This window comes from Streptomyces sp. NPDC127117, from assembly GCF_042677325.1.
Classification (GTDB): Bacteria; Actinomycetota; Actinomycetes; order Streptomycetales; family Streptomycetaceae; genus Streptomyces.
The window spans coordinates 106,760-126,971 of record NZ_JBHXTM010000004.1; the positions used below are offsets into that span (position 1 = coordinate 106,760).

Consider the following 20,212-nt stretch of genomic DNA (forward strand, 5'->3'; position numbering starts at 1 on the left):
CACGGCATCACCAATCTAGCCATTGACTAGATATCGAGATGCCCAGAGTGCCGCCCGCCCTCAAACTTGTCAACGCCTAGATTCCGCGTACTCTCCTGCCCATGACCAGCGAGCGCACCTACCACCACGGCGACCTGCGGCGGGCCGTCCTCACCGCCGCACTCGACGTCATCGGCACCGAGGGGCCGGGGGCACTGAGCCTGCGCGACCTGGCCCGCCGGGCCGGCGTCTCCCACGCGGCCCCCGCGCACCATTTCAAGGACCGCACGGGCCTGCTCACCGCCATCGCGACGGAGGGGTACGAGCGGTTCGCCGACGCCTTGGCCGACGCCCCCGACCTGCGGGAGCGGGGCGTGCGATACGTACGGTTCGCCGCCGACCACCCCGCCCACTTCCAGGTGATGTTCCAGCCGGACCTCTACCGCACCGACGACCCGGACCTGCTCGCCGCGAAGAACCGCGCCTCGGCCGAACTGCGCGCGGGCGTCACCGGCCTCCCCGCCGCCGGACGCGGCGACAACGCCCGGCTCGCAGGCGTGGCCGCCTGGTCATTGGCCCACGGCTTCGCCACGCTACTGCTGAGCGGCAACCTGGAAGGGGCGGTGGGCGGCCAGGACCCCGAGGCGGTGTTCCGGTCGGTCACGGAGTTGTTGTTCGCGTCGGTGGATGAACGGTCGGCGTCGGGCGGGCCGGAAGAGAGTTGCGCGTGAGCCACTCCTGGAACTCGCGATGCCGGAACTGGTAGGCGGCACCGGTCACCCGGATCAGCCCCGCCGCCCGGGACCACTCCAGAAAGCGGCTCAGGCGGAACGGAAGTCGTCGACAGTTGATCAGCAGCCAGCACGCGTACATGGCCATGGGGCCGCAGAGAGCGAGGTACAGCGATCCGAAAGCTGCGAGGCAGAAAAAATCTGGGCCTGCACCAAGGCTCATGGAACGACTGAGGAATACCTGCACAGTCGCCGGCCACATGAAGAGCAGCGCGAAGAAGACACCTGCACGCGACCAACCGGAAGGCCCAGTAGTCGCAGAACCTAGGTGGCAGGCAGTGACCATGACGACGAGCAACAAAGGCGTGAACAGCATGGTCACCGCCAAAGTCCAGTCTTCAACGCCACCGAGTCGGCTGGGTGCCACGGAGCGCCACATGATGAGAATGGGCCACAATGCGCTGACGCACACCGCCCAGCGACCACGTCCGCTACACGCCAGCCGCATCCCCACACTCCACAGGGGGCTGCCCCACGGCGGCAGAGCAAAATCGGCACGCCTCCACAGATTGATCCCTCCGGGGCGCAGATGCAGCCACCCGACGGACCCGACAACGACGAGCACAGCCGCCATGCCCCAAATCACCGGGTCACCGCCCAGGCCGGACAACAAGATCAGAGCCGGAACAATCGCGCACACACCTACCAGAAATGCATACAGCCGTCTCGCCCACGCGGCCCCCGGGGAACGTGCGAGTTCGGGCAGCGCAAGATCTGTCCTGCCACCGCTCCGTGTATGAAGACCGCGCGCAAGAGTGCCCAGCCATGCGTGCACATCCTCAGGCGCGTACCGGCTCCGCGTTTCTGCGACAGCGCGGATGGACGACGGGATGAAATGACCGAGAAGTACATCGCCCACTTCTTCCCTCGTGGTGCATGACAGAAGTTCGCTGGGATCATTGGCCTGCTCGTACGCCGTGGCCACGAGAACCAATCGCCACGGCGTGGAGAGTGAACGAGCCAGCATGCCTTGAGGGTGAGTACGCAACTCGTCCAGGATCGGGGCCCATGCGGCCTGACGATAGGCCGCCCCCGCGCGCCGCGAGAGGAATCTCGCAGCCGCCTCGGCACTCACCGGGTCGATCTCGACCCGTGCCGTGTCCAGCATCGGCCTTCCGGAAGCTTCGAGCACATCGTAGAGATCCGTTCGGCACGTCAGAACAAGTGGTGCGGGTTCCAAGCTCTCCTGGTAGTTGGACAGAGCGTCCAGCGCGCCCTGGGCCCGTGACTCGGCAAGCGGGACTTCCGCCCTGTCCATTTCGTCCAGACCATCGATGACCGGGAGGACCAGCCCCGCGTCCACGAGCTGACGTGCACGCTTCCGCGATCTGCCGTAGTCACGCACCAGATGTCTGACGACCCAGTCACGGAAGCTCTCCTCCCGCTCCCAGTCGCCGAGCGCGATCAGCACCGGGACGGGGTCGCCATCCGCTCTGACTTTGTTGAGCTCCGCCGCGAAGGAACGGGCCAGCACCGATTTCCCGGCTCCCGGCTGGCCCGTAACCACCAGGCGCCGGGGCCTGAGGACCTGGTAGTCCGCGACCAAGCCGTCCAATCGTCCGGCCGGCCTCAACGGCAGGGCCGCACCTCTGGCATGTGCGCACGGACGGAACCTGTAGGTGACATCCGCGACGACCCGATCCCCGCCCAGCACCCGCGATGACATCGACCCTGCATCCACCACGGCTTTGCTCAGTCGTCGCGCCGCAGCCCCATCGTCCATCGCCGCACTGGCCCGCCACGTCGTCCACACCCCGAACGCAGTCACGACCAACGTGAGGGCGCTGAGCACCACGCCGACAACATCGACACGGTCGTACAGCAGGCAACAGGCCAGCAGCACGCCCGTCACCACGGTCCAGCGAATCCGGGTTCTGTTCTCCGTACCCCTTTCCATTCGCTGCACCCTGCCTCACGGACCCGGCAACCGGCCGGGCGAACCCGCAAAAGACCACTCACTCGGGGACGAACGCGTACTGCACCTCGTACAAATGGCCCGCTTTGACCATCACCGTGGCCTCGACAGGTCGGTCGTGATCGCTATGAACCATGCGCAAGGTGCGCAGTACCGGCAGGTCGCCGGGGAGTCGGAGCAATCGGTACTGATCCTGGGTGGCGACACGCGCGGACACTCGGTCCACGCTGATCCGAGGTGGATAGCCCAGTGCCGTGAGGAGGGTGGGCGTACCACCGGCGATTCTGCGGCATTCCGTGAGGGCCGTGCCGCGAGCGATGTCCAACGGATAGTAGGAGGCGACGAGTTCCGCCGGTTCGTCGTCGATCGACAGCAACTGGCGCCGGAGGACCGCAGTGCCACCCGGCTGAAGGCCCAGCGCCGCAGCTACGTCTGCCGGAGGCGTCTCCTCGGCCACCTCGATCAGCGTGCTACGGGCGCGTGCACCCGAGTTCGCCGCTTCGCTCAGCCACCGGTAGGGCTCGCCGGAGGCCGCCGCGGCCATGTACGCGGCCGGACGTATCGTCCGCTGCCGGTGCTCGCGGACCGTCACTGATGCCCCAGGACGCCCGATGACCAGCCCTTCGCCCTTGAGGAGTTGCAACGCCTTCTGCACGGTGGCGTTCGAAGCCGAGAACCGCTCCTTGAGTTGCGCGGTGGAGGGGAGACCGGCTCCCGGCGCCAGATCCCCGGACATGATCTCGTCGCGAATATCCGCCGCGATCCGCTCGTGCAGCGAACGGCGGTCGGCGGCATCCACTTCGGCTCTGAGCATGGTCATCCGATCCTGATCTCGTACCGCAACTTCTGGTGTCGTGGCGGCATGGCCATGATGTCGACCTGAATGGGCCGGTCCGCGTCGTCGAACGTGAGCCGGGTCAGTTGCAGTACGGGATCATCGGCCGTGAGCCCCAACTGCTCCCTCTCATGGTCGGCCGCCGACCTCGCGGTCACGTCCTCGCGGACGCGTACGCCGACGTGGCCCAGGTCGGCCAGCAGCCTGATCGCCCCGCCCCGGATCCTGGCGGTCCCGGCCAGGGCGGTGCCGCCTGCGATGTCCACGGGGTAGTACGTGTCCGTCAACTCACAGGGCTCGCCGTCGAGATACATGATCCTTCGACGAGCGACGACGGACTGTCCCGCAGGCGTCCCCAGCAGCTCCGCGACCACTTGCGGCGCGACCACCTCGCCCGCCTGGACGATGCGCTGGCTGCCCCGGCGGCCCTCCGCCGTGGCCTCCGCGGCCCACGCGTCGCCCTGAGTTCCGGGAGGCGCGGCGAGATAGGGCACCGAAGTGCTGACCCATTCACTGGCACCCATGCGCTTCTCCTCCACAGCCGACTCCTGTACCAGCCTGCCGCATCGCACGGTAGGCGGCCCAACCACACCCCAGGGTAAACCTTGCCGCTTTTCGCGAATAGCAGTACAGTCGCCGTACATTACGGCCCGCGAGCAAGGCGGTGAACCACCGTGTCCCTGTCGCAGCAACGACGATTCCCCCGCAGGCACACCTCAGTTGGTGCCTCACGCAAATTCGTCACCGGCGTCCTCACCGAGTGGGAGCTCCACCCTCTGATCGAGGACATAAAGCTGTACGTCTCGGAACTGGCCACCAACGCGCTGCTGCATGGCGTACCACCGGGACGCGAATTCTGCGTCGTTCTCCACGGGGACGAGGAGCTGGTACGGCTGGAGGTTCGCGACAGCGGCTCCGGTCTCCCGACGGTCCGGCACCCCGACCACGACGCCTGCTCGGGGCGCGGGTTACACCTTGTCAGCGAACTCGCCGACGATTTCGGCGTCGACCACCACGTCGTCGGCAAGACCGTCTGGCTCGCGTTCAAGAGGCCGGTCGCCCCATGACAGGGAAGAGGTCCCGCCGGATGTCCGGCGGGACCTCTTCACGTACCGCTCCAGGAACTACGACCCCAGGATCGTGGTCAGGAACTCCCCCGTCCACGCCAGCAGTTCACGACCCACGACCGGCTTGCCGCCGACCCTGGCCGTGGTGGGGCGGGGGACCAGAATCTGGTGGGCGGCCGGCTTGATGACCGTCTTCGGGTAGAGGCGCTTCAGCCTCAGCTCCTGCGATTCGCGCAGCTCGACCGGGGCGAACCGGATGTTCGGGCCCTGGAGGACGATCTCGCCGACGCCGCAGGCGCGGGCCAGCATGCGCAGGCCGGCGACGAGGAGGAGGTTCTCGACCGGTTCGGGGAGCTTGCCGTAGCGGTCGGTGAGTTCCTCGCGGACGGCCCTGATGTCGTCCTCCGTGCTGGCGGAGGCGATGGCACGGTACGCCTGGAGGCGCAGCCGCTCGCCGGGGGCGTAGTCGTGGGGGACGTGGGCGTCGACCGGAAGCTCGATCTTGACCTCCAGCGGCGGCTCCTCCTCCACGCCGCCTTCGAGGGAGGCCCGGTAGTCGGCGACCGCCTCGCCCACCATGCGTACGTACAGGTCGAAGCCGACGCCCGCGATGTGGCCGGACTGCTCGCCGCCCAGGAGGTTTCCGGCGCCGCGGATCTCCAGGTCCTTCATCGCCACGTACATGCCCGCACCCATCTCGGTGTGCTGGGCGATCGTGGCGAGGCGTTCGTGGGCCGTCTCGGTGAGCGGCTTCTCCGGGGGGTAGAGGAAGTACGCGTAGCCGCGCTCGCGGCCACGGCCGACGCGGCCACGCAACTGGTGGAGCTGGGAGAGGCCGAAGTTGTCGCCGCGCTCCACGATCAGGGTGTTGGCGTTGGAGATGTCGATGCCGGACTCGACGATCGTGGTGGAGACCAGGACGTCGAACTTCTTCTCCCAGAAGTCCACCACCACCTGTTCCAGGGCCTGTTCGGACATCTGGCCGTGGGCGGTCGCGATACGGGCTTCCGGGACGATCTCGCGGAGGCGGGCGGCGGCCCGGTCGATCGACTCGACCCGGTTGTGGATGTAGAACGCCTGGCCCTCGCGGAGCAGTTCGCGGCGGATGGCGGCGCCGATCTGCTTCTCCTCGTACGGGCCGACGAAGGTGAGGACCGGGTGGCGCTCCTCGGGCGGCGTGGTGATCGTCGACATCTCGCGGATGCCCGTCACGGCCATTTCGAGCGTACGGGGGATGGGCGTCGCGGACATGGTGAGGACGTCCACGTTGGCGCGGAGCTTCTTCAGCTGCTCCTTGTGCTCGACGCCGAAGCGCTGCTCCTCGTCGACGATGACCAGGCCCAGGTCCTTGAACCTGGTCTCGGAGGAGAAGAGTCGGTGGGTGCCGATGACCAGGTCGACGGAGCCCTCGCGGAGGCCTTCGAGAGTCGCTTTGGACTCGGCCTCGGACTGGAAACGGCTGAGCGCCCGCACGTTGACCGGGAATTGGGAGTAGCGCTCGGTGAACGTGCCGTAGTGCTGCTGGACCAGGAGGGTCGTGGGTACGAGGACGGCGACCTGCTTGCCGTCCTGGACCGCCTTGAACGCCGCCCGTACCGCGATCTCCGTCTTGCCGTAGCCGACGTCGCCGCAGATCAGCCGGTCCATCGGGACCGACTTCTCCATGTCCTCCTTGACCTCGGCGATGGTGGAGAGCTGGTCGGGCGTCTCCGCGTACGGGAAGGCGTCCTCCAGCTCGCGCTGCCAGGGGGTGTCGGGGCCGAAGACATGGCCGGGGGCCGCCATCCGGGCCGAGTAGAGCTTGATCAGGTCGGCGGCGATCTCCTTGACGGCCTTCTTGGCGCGCGCCTTGGTCTTCGTCCAGTCGGCGCCGCCGAGCCGGTGCAGGGTGGGTGCCTCGCCGCCGACGTACTTGGTGACCTGTTCCAGCTGGTCGGTCGGGATGTACAGCCGGTCGCCGGGCTGGCCGCGCTTGGCCGGGGCGTACTCGACGAGGAGGTACTCGCGGGTGGCGCCCTGCACGGTGCGCTGCACCATCTCGATGTACCGGCCCACCCCGTGCTGTTCGTGGACGATGTAGTCGCCGGTCTCCAGCGTCAGCGGGTCGATCGTCTTGCGGCGGCGGGCCGGCATCCGGCCGAGGTCCTTGGTGGCGGTGCGCTGGCCGGTGAGGTCGGTCTCGGTGAGCACGGCGAGCTTCAGCGCCGGGTCGACGAAGCCCTGGTCGATCGCGCCGCAGGAGACATGGACGAGGGACAGGGAGATCTCCGCCAGGTCCGGGTCGAGGCGGGCGGCGATGCCCTCGCCGCTCAGCACCTCGACGGTGCGGGAGGCGAGGCCCTGGCCCTCGGTGACGTACACCGTGCGCCAGCCGTCGGCGATCCATCCCTTGGTGTCGGCGAGCGCGCGGGCGGTGTCGCCGCGGTACGACTCCGGGGCGTGCATCGTGAGCTTGAGGGTGTCCTCGTCGAGCTCGTCGTCGGCGGCGAACGGGGAGACCGACCACCACATCATCCCCAGCTCGCGGGCCCGGTCCCGGACGTCCGCGATGCCCCACAGCGAGGCCGCGCCGACGTCGATCGGGGCCTCGCCTCCGCCCGCGGTGGCCGCCCAGGACGCCTGGAGGAACTCCTGGCTGGTGGCGACCAGGTCGGCGGCCCTGGTGCGGACCCGCTCCGGGTCGCAGACCAGCGCCATCGCGCCCTTCGGCAGTACGTCGAGCAGCAGCTCCATGTCGTCGACCAGGACCGGGGCGAGGGACTCCATGCCCTCCACCGCGATCCCCTCGGCGATCTTGTTGAGGAGTTCACCCAGCTCGGGGTGGGCCTCGGCGAGCGCGGCGGCCCGCTCCCGCACCTCGTCGGTGAGCAGCAGCTCGCGGCAGGGCGGCGCCCACAGCCCGTGCTCGGCGATCTCCAGCGACCGCTGGTCGGCGATCTTGAAGTAGCGGATCTCCTCGACGTCGTCGCCCCAGAACTCCACCCGAAGGGGGTGCTCCTCGGTCGGCGGGAAGACGTCCAGGATGCCGCCGCGTACGGCGAACTCGCCGCGCTTCTCGACCAGTTCGACCCGGGAGTACGCGGCTGCCGCGAGCGCCTCGACCGTCTTGCCGAGATCGGCGCTCTGCCCGATCCGCAGCGCCACCGGCTCCAGGTCACCGAGCCCCTTGACCTGCGGCTGGAGCACGGAGCGGATCGGCGCGACGACGACGGAGACCGGCCCGGTCTCCGGGTCGTCCGCCCTCGGGTGCGCGAGGCGCCGCAGCACGGCGAGGCGGCGGCCCACGGTGTCCGAGCGGGGCGAGAGCCGCTCGTGCGGCAGTGTCTCCCAGGACGGGAACTCCGCGATCGTGTCCGGCGGCAGCAGGGTGCGCAGCGCGGCCGCCAGATCCTCGGCCTCCCGGCCGGTGGCGGTGACGGCGAGCACGGTCCGCCCGGTCTCGCGGGCCAGCGCGGCGACGGCGAAGGGGCGGGCGGCGGGTGGGCCGACCAGGTCGACATGCATCCGGTGGCCGTCGCCGGCGGCCTTCACCGCTTCGGAGAGTGCCGGGTCACGTACGACGACATCCAGCAGACCGTGCAGGCTCATGAAGGGCTTCCGTCCGGGTAACGAGGGTGAGGTCTGACAGCCGGCTGCTGCCAGGGGCAACACGAGGAGCGACGCGAAGGGCAACGCGAAGCGCCCGACACGTCGCACGGGTCGGGGGTTCCCAGCGTACGACTCCGCTGTGACAGCCGCGCCCGCAATCCGGCCCGACGGGGTGTCCGGGGCACGCGTACGGCCCCGGGGTGTTTGGAGGAACACCCCGGGGCCGGATCGCTCATTCTACGTGGGCCGTCGCCCGCCCTAATCCGTGGCGATCGCGTTCAGGACGTTCATCCGGCCCGCCCGGAACGCCGGCACCAGCGCGGCGAACAGTCCGACGAAGGCCGAGGCGACGAAGACCGTGAGGATCGTCGGCCACGGGATCTCCAGGACGCCGAGGCCCTCCAGGGCCAGCAGCTTCTGGGCCGCCGTGCCCCAGCCCATGCCGAGGCCGAGACCGAGCAGGGCTCCGAAGACGGCGATGACCACCGACTCCAGGCGGATCATCCGGCGCAGCTGGCGGCGGGAGAGCCCGATGGCCCGCATCAGGCCGATCTCCCGGGTCCGCTCGACCACCGACAGGGCCAGGGTGTTCACCACACCGAGCACGGCGACGATGATCGCGAGCGCCAGCAGGCCGTAGACGATGTTCAGCAGCTGTCCGATCTGGTCCTTGAGCTGCTGCTTGAAGTCGGCCTGATTCTTCACCTCGTACTGCGGGTACTTCGCGAGGGCGGTCTTGAGGGCGGCGTACGCCTCCTTCTCCTTGCCGTCCGCGGCCTTCGCGAACATGATCATGTTCTGCGGCAGGGTGTCGGCGGGGACGTAGCGCGCGGCGGTCGTGATGTTGGTGTACATCGCGCCCTTGTCGATGTTGACGTCGTCCGAGGTGATCGCGGCGACCTTCAGCTTCGCTTTCTCGCCGCCCTTGAACGCGACGGTGATCCGGTCACCGACCTTGACGTGGTGCTCGGTGGCGTACGTCTCGCCGACCGACATGGCGTCCTTGCCGTACGCCTCGGACAGCTCGCCGGAGACCGTCTCGCGGCGGACGTCCTCCTTGTACGTGGGGTCGGCGGCGACCAGGGCGTCGTTCGCGGTGGTGCCGTCGGGGGCGGTGAGCGTGGCGCTGACGAACTTGTACGAGGTGACGTGCTCGATGTCCGCCGTCGTCTCGACGGCCTTCGCCGCCTGGTCGACGATCAGTCCGCCGCCGCCACCGGCCGGCTGGACGATGAAGTCCGCGCCGACGGACTTGTCGAGCTCCTCGGTGGCCGAGGCGACCATGGAGGAGCCGACGACCGAGAGGCAGGCGACCAGGGCGAGACCGACCATCAGGGCGGCGCCGGTGGCTCCGGTGCGGCGCGGGTTGCGCAGCGCGTTGCGCTCGGCGAGCCGTCCCACGGGGCCGAACATCCGGAGCATGACCGCGCTCAGCACCCGGACCACGAGGCCGGCCAGCAGCGGGCCGATCACGATGAAGCCGATCAGGGTGAGGAGCACGCCCGCGCCGAGCATGAGCGAACCCTCGGCCGATTCGTCGGCCCTCGTCGCGGCGAGGAGCGCGGCGCCGCCGCCCAGTGTGAGGACCAGACCGATCGCGGCCCGGACCCGGCCTGCCCGGCCGTCCGCCGGGGTTCCGGCCTCCCGCAGGGCGGCCATCGGGGAGATCTTTCCGGCGCGGCGGGCCGGGAAGTACGCGGCGACGACGGTGACGACGATGCCGAGCACCAGGCCGACCACCGGGGTCGTCCAGGCGATGGTGAGGTCGTCGGTGGACAGTTCCATGCCCATGGCGCCCATGAGCTTCATCAGACCGACGGCGAGTCCGACGCCCGCGCCGACGCCGAGGAGCGAGCCGACGACGCCGAGGAACAGCGCCTCGATCAGCACGGACCGGTTGACCTGCTTGCGGCTGGAGCCGATGGCCCGCATCAGGCCGATCTCGCGGGTGCGCTGGGCGACCAGCATCGAGAAGGTGTTGACGATCAGGAAGATGCCGACGAGGAGGGCGATCCCGGCGAAGCCGAGCATCGCGTACTTCATGACGTCGAGGAAGGAGCCCATCGAGTCCTTGTTGGCCGCCGCCGCCTGCTTCTGCGTCTGGAGCTGGTACGCGGAGGTGTCGCCGAGCGCGGTGGCGACGTTCTTCTTCAGCTGCTCGTCGGCCACGCCCGGCTCGGCGGTGACGGAGATCAGGCTGAAGACATCGGGCTTGCCGAGCAGCTTGGTCTGGGCGGTGGCGGTGTCGAAGTAGACGACCGCGGCGCCGGGGTTGGTGACCTTGAAGGTGGCGATGCCGCTGATCCGCGCCTTGATGTCGCCGTTGGCGGTGATGGTGCGCAGTTCGTCGCCGAGCTTCAGGTGGTGCTTCTCGGCGGTGTCGGCGTCGACCATCACCTCGGTCGGGCCGCGCGGTCCGTGGCCGGAGGAGATCTCCATCGAACGGAGGTCGTTCCTCGTCCAGTTGCCCGCGATCGTCGGGGCGCCGGTGGTGGAGCCCATGTTCTTGTCGTGGCTGTCGACGACGGTGACGGACATGCTGGAGACCGCGCCCTCGGCCGACTTCGCGCCGGTGGCCTTCGCGGCCTTTCCGACGGCGGACGCGGGGATCGTGACGGGCTTGCCGTTCTCCGGGAGCCGGTTGTCGTCCTCGGAGGTCTTCGGGCTGACCGTGACATCGGCCGCGGTCACCGCGAAGAGCTTGTCGAAGGTGGTGTTCATGGTGTCGGTGAAGACGAGCGTGCCGCACACGAACGCCACCGACAGCAGGACAGCGACGGCGGAGAGCGCCATGCGTCCCTTGTGGGCGAGGAAGTTCCGCCTCGATGTCTTCCAGACGGTCATGACGTCCGCCCGCGCGAGTCGAAGTCCTTCATCCGGTCGAGGACCTGGTCGGCCGTCGGGTTGTGCATCTCGTCGACGATGCGTCCGTCGGCGAGGTAGAGGACCCGGTCCGCGTAGGAGGCGGCAACCGGGTCGTGGGTGACCATGACGATGGTCTGGCCCAGCTCGTCGACCGACCTGCGCAGGAAGCTCAGCACCTCGGCGCCGGCCCGGGAGTCCAGGTTCCCGGTGGGCTCGTCGCCGAAGATGATCTCCGGGCGGGCGGCGAGCGCCCTGGCCACCGCGACGCGCTGCTGCTGGCCGCCGGAGAGCTCGGTGGGCCGGTGCTTCAGCCGCTCGGCGAGACCGACGGTCTCCACGACCTGCCGCAGCCAGGCGGCGTCGGGCCGGCGGCCCGCGATGTCCATCGGCAGCGTGATGTTCTCCAGTGCGTTGAGCGTGGGAAGCAGGTTGAACGCCTGGAAGATGAAGCCGATCCGGTCCCGGCGGAGCTGGGTGAGCTTCTTGTCCTTGAGCCCGGTGATCTCGGTCTCGTCGAGGAAGATCTGCCCCGAGCTCACGGTGTCCAGGCCGGCCAGGCAGTGCATCAGGGTCGACTTGCCGGAGCCGGACGGGCCCATGATCGCCGTGAACTGCCCGCGGACGATGTCCACATCGACATGGTCGAGCGCGACGACCCGGGTCTCCCCCGCCCCGTACGCCTTGACGACCTGCCGCGCCCGCGCAGCCACGGCCGTATGCCTTCCAGTGCCCCCGTGCCTGGGAATGGTTACAGCCGTTGTCACGGTTTATCTCCTATGTCGGTCATTGTGCGGGATGTGTCGGCGCACATGCAGAGTCTGCTGTCGGATACGGTCCCGGCACACTGGTGCCCGGCGCAGTTCCCGGGTGGGGTTTTCCCCACCCCTTCCCCCCGGTTTCCGCCCGCTCCAGCGGTGGGATCCAGCCGCGTTTCGCGGTGTAGGAACACGTTAAGGAACGGGCCCCCGCCGTCACGTCCTCCGCCGGGAGGAACCACCCCTGGCCAGATGTAAGTAGCTCCCCCTAAGGGTCTCGACCCCTGGGTGGAGACCCGTGTCAGGGGCTCGGACCAAGGGTGCAGTGACGGCCGCCGCGGAAGGCCCCGTTCACGCCCGGCCGCCACCTCCGGTTCACCCGGCCTCACGCAACTGAGCCATTACCGCTGGTAATTCACGCCACCCATTCCCCAACTGCCATACCCACAAGTAATGTTCGCGCATCCGCACGCACCCGCACTCCTGCCTTGCCGCCCGCCCCAGGACCCGAGCCATGCAAGGAGCAGCACCCCGATGTCGCACGGAAACCCGACCCCGACCCCCCACTCCTCCTGGCCCGGACCGCTGCCCAAGCCCGCCCCGCAGCATCGGCCGCCGCCCCCGCACCACCCCGACTATCTGCTGCCCTGGCAGAGCTCGGAGACCGACCCCGGCCCCGGCTCACCGAGCACGCCCGACGCCTCCGCCCCCACGCCCGGCCGCCACAGCGACCTGCGCCGGCTGCGCACCGCCTACCGGCTGCTGCGGCGCACCGCGGCGCTGACCGCGCTCGGCTACTTCGTGGTCTTCCTGCTGCTCTCCGGGTACGCCAAGGAGCTGCTGGACCACTCCCTGTTCGGCGGCCTCAACCTCGGCCTGGCACTGGGGCTCTGCCAGCTCCCGGTGACCCTGCTCGCCATCTACCTGTACGAGCGGACCGCCCGGCACACGGTCGACCCGCTCGCCGCCCGGCTGCGAAGAGCAGGAGCGGCCCGGTGAACGGATTCGACAACTCCGCGCAGTCGATGTCCCTGGTGGCCTTCCTCGCCGTGGGCACCGTGGCGCTGCTGCTCTGTGTGATGACCGGCCCGGACCGCGACGACGTCGACGAGTTCTACACCGGTTCCCGCTCGCTCTCGCCCCTGCAGAGCGGGCTCGCCCTCGCGGGCGACTACCTCTCCGCGGCCACCGTGCTCGGCACCACCGGCATCATCGCCCTCACCGGCTACGACGGGATGATCCTCGCGCTGAGCATCACCCTCTCGCTCGTGCTGCTGATGTTCCTGCTCGCCGAACCGCTGCGCAACGCGGGCGGGTTCACCATGGGCGACGTACTGATACGCCGCGCCCCCGGCCGCGCCGTCCGCATCACCGCCTGCGCCGCCACCCTCGCCGCGCTCATCCCGATGATGGTCGTACAGCTCGCCAGCAGCGGCGATCTCCTCGCCTTCATCCTGGGGTTCGACACCTCAGGCTTCCGCACCGGCGCCATCATCGGGCTCGGCACCCTGATGATCGGCTACGCGGCGATCGGCGGCATGAAGGGCACCTCGCTGATCCAGATCGTGAAGACCGTGGTCCTCTTCGTGGCCGCGTTCACCATCGCCGTAATGATCATGAACCGGTTCGACTGGAACACCGACTCGCTGCTCTCGGCCGCCCGGCAGAGCAGCGGCGCGGGCGCCGACTATCTGCGCTCGGGGCTCCAGTTCGAGGGCAGCGGACTCGACATGGTCAGCTCCGAGCTGACCGTGGTGCTCGGTGCCGCCTGCCTGCCGCACGTCACCATGCGCATGTCGAGCGCCCGCTCCACACAGGCCGTCCGGCGCTCGATGTCCTGGGCGGTCTCCGTGGTCGCCGTGATCTGCCTGCTGCTCGTCGTGATCGGCTTCGGCGCGGGCGCACTCGTCGGCCACGAGGGCATCACCGCCGCCGGGGCCTCGGGGAACAGCGCGATCCTCCAGATCAGCGGAGAGGTCGCCAACGGCACACGGCTGGGGGCCCTGATCATCACGACGATGACGACGGCGATCTTCCTGACCCTGCTCGCCTCGGTCGCCGGAATGATCCTGTCCTGCGCCAACTCCCTCGCCCACGACCTGTTCGCGCACGGCCTGCACGGGGTGCGCGACCCGGACCGCAAGCCGCTGGCCGGCCTGTCCGAGATGCGTACGGCGCAGGCCTCGGCGATCGTGGTCGGACTGCTCGCCACCACCCTCGCGGTCGTGGCCAGGCACTGGAACGTACAGGCGCTGGCGACGCTCTCGTTCTGTGTCGGCGCGTCCGCGCTCGCCCCGGCGCTCCTCTACAGCATGTTCTGGCGGCGCTTCACCCGTACCGGGCTGCTCTGCACCCTCATCGTCGGCACCCTCACCACCCTGGTGCTGATCACCGGCACCAACCTGGTCTCGGGCTCACCGAGTTCGGTCTTCCCCGACCACGACTTCAACTGGTTCCCGTACACCACCACCGGGCTCGTCTCCATCCCGGCCGGGTTCCTGGCGGGCTGGCTCGGCACGGTGCTCCCCCGCCACACGGCTCCGGCGGCACGCCGGCTCTACCAGAGCGAGGAGCCCCGGATCCTGGCGGGAGTGCCACCGACGTCCCGGCGCTGAACCGCGCCCCCGACCGATCAGGAGCCGCGCCACAGCTGTGCCCGCCGCTGTCAGGAGTCGCGGCACGGCTGTGCCGGCTCCGCGGGGTTGCACGCCGCGGACCGGAAGCCGATGCTGCTGAACATCCGGAGGCAGACGCCAGCAGCGACGTTCACGCTGTACGTCCACTTGCAGGAGAGTGTGGCCCCGCCCTGCGCGGGCTCACCGCACACCGAGTTCATGAGCATGGAGCCGCCGTAGGGGGAGGCGGACTCGCCCAGGCACCGCTTGTCGGACGCGTTCTTGAGATAGCACTGCCCCGAGGGCGCCGGGACCTGCCCGCAGCCGGACCCAGAGCCCGAACACACGCACGGCGGTTCCTCGGGCCCACGTGCGAATCGTGATCACGCGGCCTCCGCGGCCGCTCCGGAACGCCCGGAAGCAGCCGTGAGCAGCCGGTTCAGTCCTCCGCCGGCGTCACCCGGCCGGTGAGCGCCGCGAGCGAATTCCGTACGTGGGCCATGTGCGCCTGCACCTCGTCGCGGCTCTCCTCGTGCTCCCGCACGATCCGCTCCGTCTCCCGGACCACCCGCTCCTCGCGCACCCTGGCCTCCGCGATCAGCTCCGCGGCCCGCGCCTCGGCGTCCTCCTGACCGTGCCGGGCGGCCTCCTCCGTCTCCGCGAGCGCCCGCCGCGCCTCCTCCAGCCGGGCCTCCGCCTGCTCGGTCAGCTCGTCGTGGTGCGCCGACTGCGCGGCCTCGGCCCCGGCCAGTTCGAGCTCCGCCGCCTGCCACCGCTCGGAGTGCTCCTGCTCCTGGTGCGCGAGGACGCTCTCGGTGCGGCGGCTCGTCTCCGTCATCATGGCCTCGGACCGCTCCCGCACCTCCGCGGCCTCCGTGCGGGCCTCGGCGACCGCCTCGTCGGCGGCGCCCCTCGCCATGGCCAGAGTCTCGTCGGCGTGCTTCACCGCCGCCGCCCGCATGGCCTCGGCGTCCGCCCGCGCCGAGGCGCGCAGCGCCCGGTCCGCCTCGTCCGCCTCGTCCGCGAGCGCCTGCGCCTCCTCCTGGGCGGCGCCCCGTACGGTCTCCGCCTCGCTCCCGGCGAGGACCAGGATCTGCTGGGCGCGCTCGCCCAGGGACTCGTAGTTCTGCGGGGCGAGCGTGGCGACGACCTCGCTCAGCCGGACCGACTCCGCCGACAGCTCCTCCACCAGCGCCGTCAGCCGGGACACCTCGTCCAGCGCGGCGTCCCGCTCCGCCGACAGCCCGGCCACCATGCGGTCCACCTGCTCCGGACGGTAGCCACGTCCCCGTACGCCAACGAAGCCATGCGCGGACACCGGTGCAGAACTCATCCTTGAAGCCTCTTTCCGACTCTCCGACCCACCAGCAATACGTCAAGGATGCGGCAATTGGCCAACAAGTCGGAATCGATTGGCTGCATTCCGGACGGAAGCGACAGGCATCACAGACAGCACGGCGCCCGGCCCCCTCTCGGGAACCGGGCGCCGTCAGCGTGACTGCCGGGTCAGATCAACCCGTCCCACATCTGTTCGAGGAGCACCGACCACCAGCTCTCCGGCGACGCCAGCGCCGCCGCGTCCAGCGCCACCAGCTGGGCCTGGAAATCGACCGTCCAGCGGCCGGCCTGCTCCGGGTTGAGCCCGAAGCGCAGCCGCCACATCCGACCGAGCAGCGCCATCGAACGCTGGAACTCCGGCAGCCCGGTGTTCACGAACTGCGGCGCCACCGACTGCCCGCCCGGCCCCGCCTCGACCGGCACGGCCACGATGTTCGCGGTCCCGTACTGGACACAGATCGCCCGCCCGAAGTCGGACCCCATGACGAGGTACGACCCCGCGTCGGGCGCGGGCTGCACCTGGCGCTGCGCGGCCAGCTCGGCCAGCGTCGGCACCACCGGCTGACCCGGCTGCGCCCAGAAGAACGGCCCGAAGTCGGCGGGCAGCCCCGCCCACACCAGCGTCCGCGCCACGGTCTCGGGCACGCCCTGACGGGACACGGCGCGCTGGTCGAAGCGGCAGATGCCCTGCGGCCCGAAGGTCTGCAGCAGCTCCTCCGCGATGGCCTCCGGCGGCGCCGCCATCGCGGGCGGCATCTGCGGCAGCGGGGCCCGCACCGGCGCCGGACGGGCCGGGCCGTCCGCCACCTGGTGCAGCTCGCCCTGGTGGGTGAGCAGATGCTGCATGCCCTGCTGACGGCTGGCGTGATCGGTGCCGTACGGGGCGACGCTGGTGATCCGCACCTGAGGCCAGGTCTCCCGGATCATCCGTGCGCAGTAGCCACCGGGCAGCTCACAGGACTCCAGCTCGGTGTGCAGCTCGATGACCTGCTGCGGCGGCACGTTCATCGCCCGCAGCTCGTGCAGCATCTGCCACTCGGGGTGCGGGGTGCCGGGCGCCGACCGCCGGATCAGCTGCTGCTCGCTGCCGTCGGGCGCGCGGTAGCGCAGCACGGCCTGGTAGCCGGGCCCGACGGTCGGCTGACCGTTCGGTGCCTGCGGATAGCCGTACGCCGCGGGCTGCGGGGTGCGCGGATTCGGCGGTACGTGGCCGGGGGCGCCGGGCGGACCGGGCGGGCCGGGCGGCTGCGGCGCGCCGGGGCCGCCCATGCTCGGGTCGGCCAGCATCGTCGCGGCGTGATGCACACCGCCACCGGGCGGCGGCGTCGAACCGGGCGGCGGAGGCGGCACAGGCGCACCAGGAGCACCGGGCGGACCGGGCGGACCAGGACGCTGCGGTGCACCAGGGGCGCCGGGCGGGCCAGGAGGCGCGGGCGGCTGGAGCGGGCCCGAACCGCCCATGCTCGGGTCGGCCAGCATCGTCGCGGCATGGTGCACACCACCACCGGGCGGCGGCGTCGAACCGGGCGGCGGAGGCGGCACAGGCACACCAGGAGCACCAGGCGCACCAGGCGCACCAGGCGGACCGGGAGGGCCGGGAGGGCCCGCCTGGGGGGCGAGCTGCGTCGGCAGGTATCCGCCCGCCGGGGCGCCGGGCGCACCCGGCCCCGAGGGCGGCGGCACGGGCGCGCCCGGGGTTCCCGGAGCACCGGGCGGCGGCGGGGTCGAGGGGCCACCCCCGCGCGCACCGCGCGGCGGCACGGCGGCCTTGCTGGTGGCCGCGTCCGCGATGTCACCGGCACCACCCGCGCCCGGAACGCCCGGAGCGCCCGGAGGAACGCCGGGTACGCCGGGAACGCCGCCCTGCGGGCCGAGACCCGGCACGACCGCCGTCCGCGGCAACTGACTGCCGCCCGACATCAGGGCCGTCGGCGCATCGGCCGGAACGACCGGGGGCGGGGTGCCGTCGTCGTCGGCACCCGAGAGCGGCGGCGCGAACACCGTGGCCGGCAGCTGCACCGCCCCGTCGTCGGTGTCCGCGTTCGTGTCCGTGCCGGCCCACGGAGTGGACCCGTCGGGCACATTCGGCACGGCAGCCGGGACACCGTCGTTGGCGGTGGGCTCGTACGCGACCTGCCCGCCGTGCGAACCCGGCGACGCCTGACCGACCGGGGCGGCCGGAACGGGGGGCGGCGGGGTGACGGCCGGAGCCGGGGCGGCCGGAGCCGGGTCCGGGCTCCGGCCCTCGCGGCGGTCCGGGATGCCCAGCTTGTCGGCCGCTTCCTGGAGCCACTCCGGGGGGCTCAACAGGAACGACGTCTGATTGAGATCGATGCGCTGCGGCGGCTCCGGAGCAGCCGCGGCAGCCGCGCCGACGCCGTACTCCTCCTCGTACCGCCGGATCACCTCGCCCACCGGCAGCCCCGGCCAAAGCGTGGCCTCACCACTGTCCCTGGCGATCACCAGACGCTGGCGGCCACCGTCCGAGACCGGGCCCTCGGCGCGGTCCTCGGCCCACACCACGAAGCCCAGCTCGAACTCCCGTACCCGCACCTCTCGGTGCTGGTACGCGGGCACATCGCCGTTGATCCACTCGTCCGCGCGCTCCTGCGCCTGCGCAAAGGTCACCATCGCGCTCACCCCTCCACCGGGACGGCCCGCGCGAAGCCGCCGTCCACCATCAGGTTCGCCACGGTCTCCAGCTCCGGCGGATTGCCCGCCAGACGCTGCAGGAAGGCGTCGAAGTCACTGCCGCACGGCAGCAACAGCCGGTCCACCCGCTCCTGCACGTTCCAGCCGTCCTGGTCCCGGGCGTCGTCGTACGCGCAGAACCAGACCGAGCCGACGCCGTTGCCCTTCACCTTCACCGCGACGATCCCGCCCTGGACGAAGCCGACGCCCAGGTAGTCCTTGGTGAGGTGGTCGCGCAAGCACTTGTTCACGTACACCAGGTCGTTCACGGCGGCCTGCTCGCGCACCGTGAAGAACGGCTGGTCGACCAGCAGCCCCAGCTCCGCGTCGAGCGCCGCACCGACCGGTGCCGAACCGCCCGCCGCCTTGAGGAACGAGCGGTAGGCACCCGGCAGCCGGTAGCCGAGCTCCTCCTCGACGCCCAGGACCTGCGACTCGCTCACCGCCACGGCGCCCTTGGGCAGCCGGAAATGCGCGGGCCGGGTCTCCTGCAACGGGCGGGTGCCCCGCTTGTCGTGGTCGACCGCCGTACCGGCGAGGCCGCCGTGATGCCGCAGCAGCGCCTTCACCTCGACCGGGACCAGCTCCATCCGCCGGCCGCCGGGCACGTGGTGCCACGTCCAGCCGTGCGGAGTGGCTACCGCCGGGATCGTGTCCCACAGTTCGTGACCGCTCGCCGCCAGCGCCGCGTTGGCCGAGACGTAGTCGGTGAGCCGCAGCTCGTCGACCCCGAAACCCTGCGGCGGCTCGGCGATCTCGGCGGCGGCACGCGCGTACGGCGCGAAGTCCGGGCTGCCGTTCTCGTCCATGCGCACGCCGCCGGGGTGGCGGGACGCCCGGACCGGGTCCGGGAAATGCACGAGCTGCCCGGCGTAGGCCGCGTTCGGTGGCGCGGCTTGCTGCCCGAGCCGACCTGTCGTCATGGCGGTTGCCCCCTGCTGCGTCTGGCTGGTGAGGACCGGCCCCGCCCTGGGCAGGCCCGGTCCGGGCACAGCCTATGCGGTGGCGCAAGGGCCGGTCTCGCCCATGTGACCTGTCCTACGCCTCCCCCTCCGCATCCGTCACGAACCGTCACAACGGCGTGACTGACGAGCGACGCTCCCGCCACGGACGGGCGACACGGAGACACGTTTCACCGCCCCAGCTTCCCCACCAGCCGGGACATTTGGCAGGCTGTCACCGCAACTCGGGGGGCGTGCACATCGCGCAGCTACCGCTGCGGGCACGGGAGGGAAAGCACCATGCACAGCGCACAATCAGTCACATCCGGAGATCCACGCCTCAGCTGGAGCAGCACCGAGACCGGCCGCGCACCGCGCCTGCAGCACCGGCGCGACGGCATCCTGCCCGCGGTCGCGGCGGCCCTGTCCGTCCGCGGCGAGACGCTGACCTGCACCGCGGGCAAGGGCGACCAGCCCCCCGTACTGCACCCGCTCGTCCAGGACTTCCTCGACACCCTTCCCAGCAGCCGGCGGGAACGCTTCACCGGCCGCTGCCCCGAGGCGATACTGCTCTCCCGGCAGCTCACCGCCGCGGAATCGACCCGCTCCAAGCGCGCCCAGCGCAAGCCGCTGAGCAACGGCGAGGCCCGGCGTGCCCTGAAGCACTCGCGGCTCACCGCACGGCGCATCCGTGAGGACGGCGACCCGATGCACGGCAGCTACGCGCCGCCGTGCCGCTCCTGCACGGCGATGCTCGCCCACTTCGGCGTACGTCCCGTCGACCTCACGACCACCGGGGCGGCGACCACCGCCGAGAAGGGCTGATCGCACG

At 70.6% G+C, this 20,212-nt stretch carries 15 protein-coding genes; 5 read left to right on the top strand and 10 right to left on the bottom strand.

Features of this window, described 5'->3' with window-relative positions; all coding sequences use genetic code 11:
* Window positions 1–101: 101 nt before the first annotated feature.
* Window positions 102–710 carry a TetR/AcrR family transcriptional regulator gene (locus tag ACFVH0_RS05470; RefSeq protein ID WP_385818155.1) on the top strand — a complete coding sequence of 203 codons (609 nt, stop codon included), beginning with the start codon at window positions 102–104 and terminating at the stop codon, window positions 708–710.
* On the opposite strand, the gene ACFVH0_RS05475 is transcribed toward ACFVH0_RS05470, so the two are convergent.
* Genes ACFVH0_RS05475 through ACFVH0_RS05485 form a run of 3 tightly spaced genes read right to left on the bottom strand, consistent with a single transcriptional unit; the run spans window position 640 to window position 4,044 of the window.
* The gene (locus tag ACFVH0_RS05475; protein ID WP_385818156.1) at window positions 640–2,667 is read right to left on the bottom strand and encodes an NACHT domain-containing protein; all 2,028 of its coding nucleotides are present in this window, start codon (window positions 2,665–2,667) and stop codon (window positions 640–642) included. The two genes, ACFVH0_RS05470 and ACFVH0_RS05475, sit on opposite strands and share 71 nt — an antisense overlap.
* Window positions 2,668–2,725: 58 nt before the next feature.
* Window positions 2,726–3,505, bottom strand: coding sequence for a GntR family transcriptional regulator (locus ACFVH0_RS05480; protein ID WP_385818157.1), 780 nt, complete (start codon window positions 3,503–3,505; stop codon window positions 2,726–2,728).
* Window positions 3,502–4,044, bottom strand: a complete 543-nt coding sequence (locus ACFVH0_RS05485; RefSeq protein WP_385818158.1) for a GntR family transcriptional regulator — start codon at window positions 4,042–4,044, stop codon at window positions 3,502–3,504. Before ACFVH0_RS05485 ends, ACFVH0_RS05480 begins: the two co-directional genes overlap by 4 nt.
* A 150-nt stretch (window positions 4,045–4,194) precedes the next feature.
* Between ACFVH0_RS05485 and ACFVH0_RS05490 the strand changes: the two genes are divergently transcribed.
* Entirely contained in the window at window positions 4,195–4,587 is a 393-nt protein-coding gene (locus tag ACFVH0_RS05490; RefSeq protein WP_385818159.1) for an ATP-binding protein, read from the top strand.
* A 57-nt stretch (window positions 4,588–4,644) separates the two neighbouring features.
* Here ACFVH0_RS05490 and mfd read toward each other — a convergent pair whose 3' ends face one another.
* The 3 genes from mfd to ACFVH0_RS05505 form a co-directional block, all read right to left on the bottom strand.
* Window positions 4,645–8,175, bottom strand: coding sequence for a transcription-repair coupling factor (gene mfd, locus ACFVH0_RS05495; RefSeq protein WP_385818160.1), 3,531 nt, complete (start codon window positions 8,173–8,175; stop codon window positions 4,645–4,647).
* A gap of 258 nt (window positions 8,176–8,433) precedes the next feature.
* Window positions 8,434–11,019 (bottom strand): ABC transporter permease, encoded by a 2,586-nt coding sequence (locus tag ACFVH0_RS05500; RefSeq protein ID WP_385818161.1) that lies wholly within the window; start codon window positions 11,017–11,019, stop codon window positions 8,434–8,436.
* Window positions 11,016–11,804: an ABC transporter ATP-binding protein gene (locus ACFVH0_RS05505; RefSeq protein WP_385818162.1), complete on the bottom strand. Its 789-nt coding sequence runs from the start codon at window positions 11,802–11,804 to the stop codon at window positions 11,016–11,018. The genes ACFVH0_RS05500 and ACFVH0_RS05505 overlap by 4 nt, the downstream gene beginning before the upstream one ends.
* Window positions 11,805–12,329: 525 nt before the next feature.
* Between ACFVH0_RS05505 and ACFVH0_RS05510 the strand changes: the two genes are divergently transcribed.
* Together ACFVH0_RS05510 and ACFVH0_RS05515 are read left to right on the top strand one after the other, a co-directional pair.
* On the top strand, window positions 12,330–12,794 hold the full coding sequence (locus ACFVH0_RS05510) for a DUF485 domain-containing protein (protein WP_385818163.1): 465 nt from the start codon (window positions 12,330–12,332) through the stop codon (window positions 12,792–12,794).
* Entirely contained in the window at window positions 12,791–14,410 is a 1,620-nt protein-coding gene (locus tag ACFVH0_RS05515; RefSeq protein WP_385818164.1) for a cation acetate symporter, read from the top strand. The genes ACFVH0_RS05510 and ACFVH0_RS05515 overlap by 4 nt, the downstream gene beginning before the upstream one ends.
* A gap of 50 nt (window positions 14,411–14,460) precedes the next feature.
* Here the strand turns inward: ACFVH0_RS05515 and ACFVH0_RS05520 are convergent, their stop codons facing one another.
* From ACFVH0_RS05520 to ACFVH0_RS05535, 4 genes are all read right to left on the bottom strand, one after another.
* A complete protein-coding gene (locus ACFVH0_RS05520; protein ID WP_385818165.1) occupies window positions 14,461–14,757 on the bottom strand; it encodes a hypothetical protein in 297 nt (98 codons plus the stop codon).
* A gap of 92 nt (window positions 14,758–14,849) precedes the next feature.
* A complete protein-coding gene (locus tag ACFVH0_RS05525) occupies window positions 14,850–15,743 on the bottom strand; it encodes a cellulose-binding protein (protein ID WP_385818166.1) in 894 nt (297 codons plus the stop codon).
* A gap of 173 nt (window positions 15,744–15,916) precedes the next feature.
* Window positions 15,917–18,379 carry an SUKH-4 family immunity protein gene (locus tag ACFVH0_RS05530; RefSeq protein ID WP_385818167.1) on the bottom strand — a complete coding sequence of 821 codons (2,463 nt, stop codon included), beginning with the start codon at window positions 18,377–18,379 and terminating at the stop codon, window positions 15,917–15,919.
* A gap of 5 nt (window positions 18,380–18,384) precedes the next feature.
* Complete coding sequence (locus ACFVH0_RS05535; protein ID WP_385818169.1) at window positions 18,385–19,362, bottom strand: SMI1/KNR4 family protein; 978 nt, start codon at window positions 19,360–19,362, stop codon at window positions 18,385–18,387.
* Window positions 19,363–19,680: 318 nt separating this feature from the next.
* Here ACFVH0_RS05535 and ACFVH0_RS05540 point away from each other — a divergent pair, with 318 nt between their 5' ends.
* The gene (locus ACFVH0_RS05540; protein ID WP_385818170.1) at window positions 19,681–20,205 is read left to right on the top strand and encodes a YwqJ-related putative deaminase; all 525 of its coding nucleotides are present in this window, start codon (window positions 19,681–19,683) and stop codon (window positions 20,203–20,205) included.
* Window positions 20,206–20,212 lie beyond the last annotated feature (7 nt).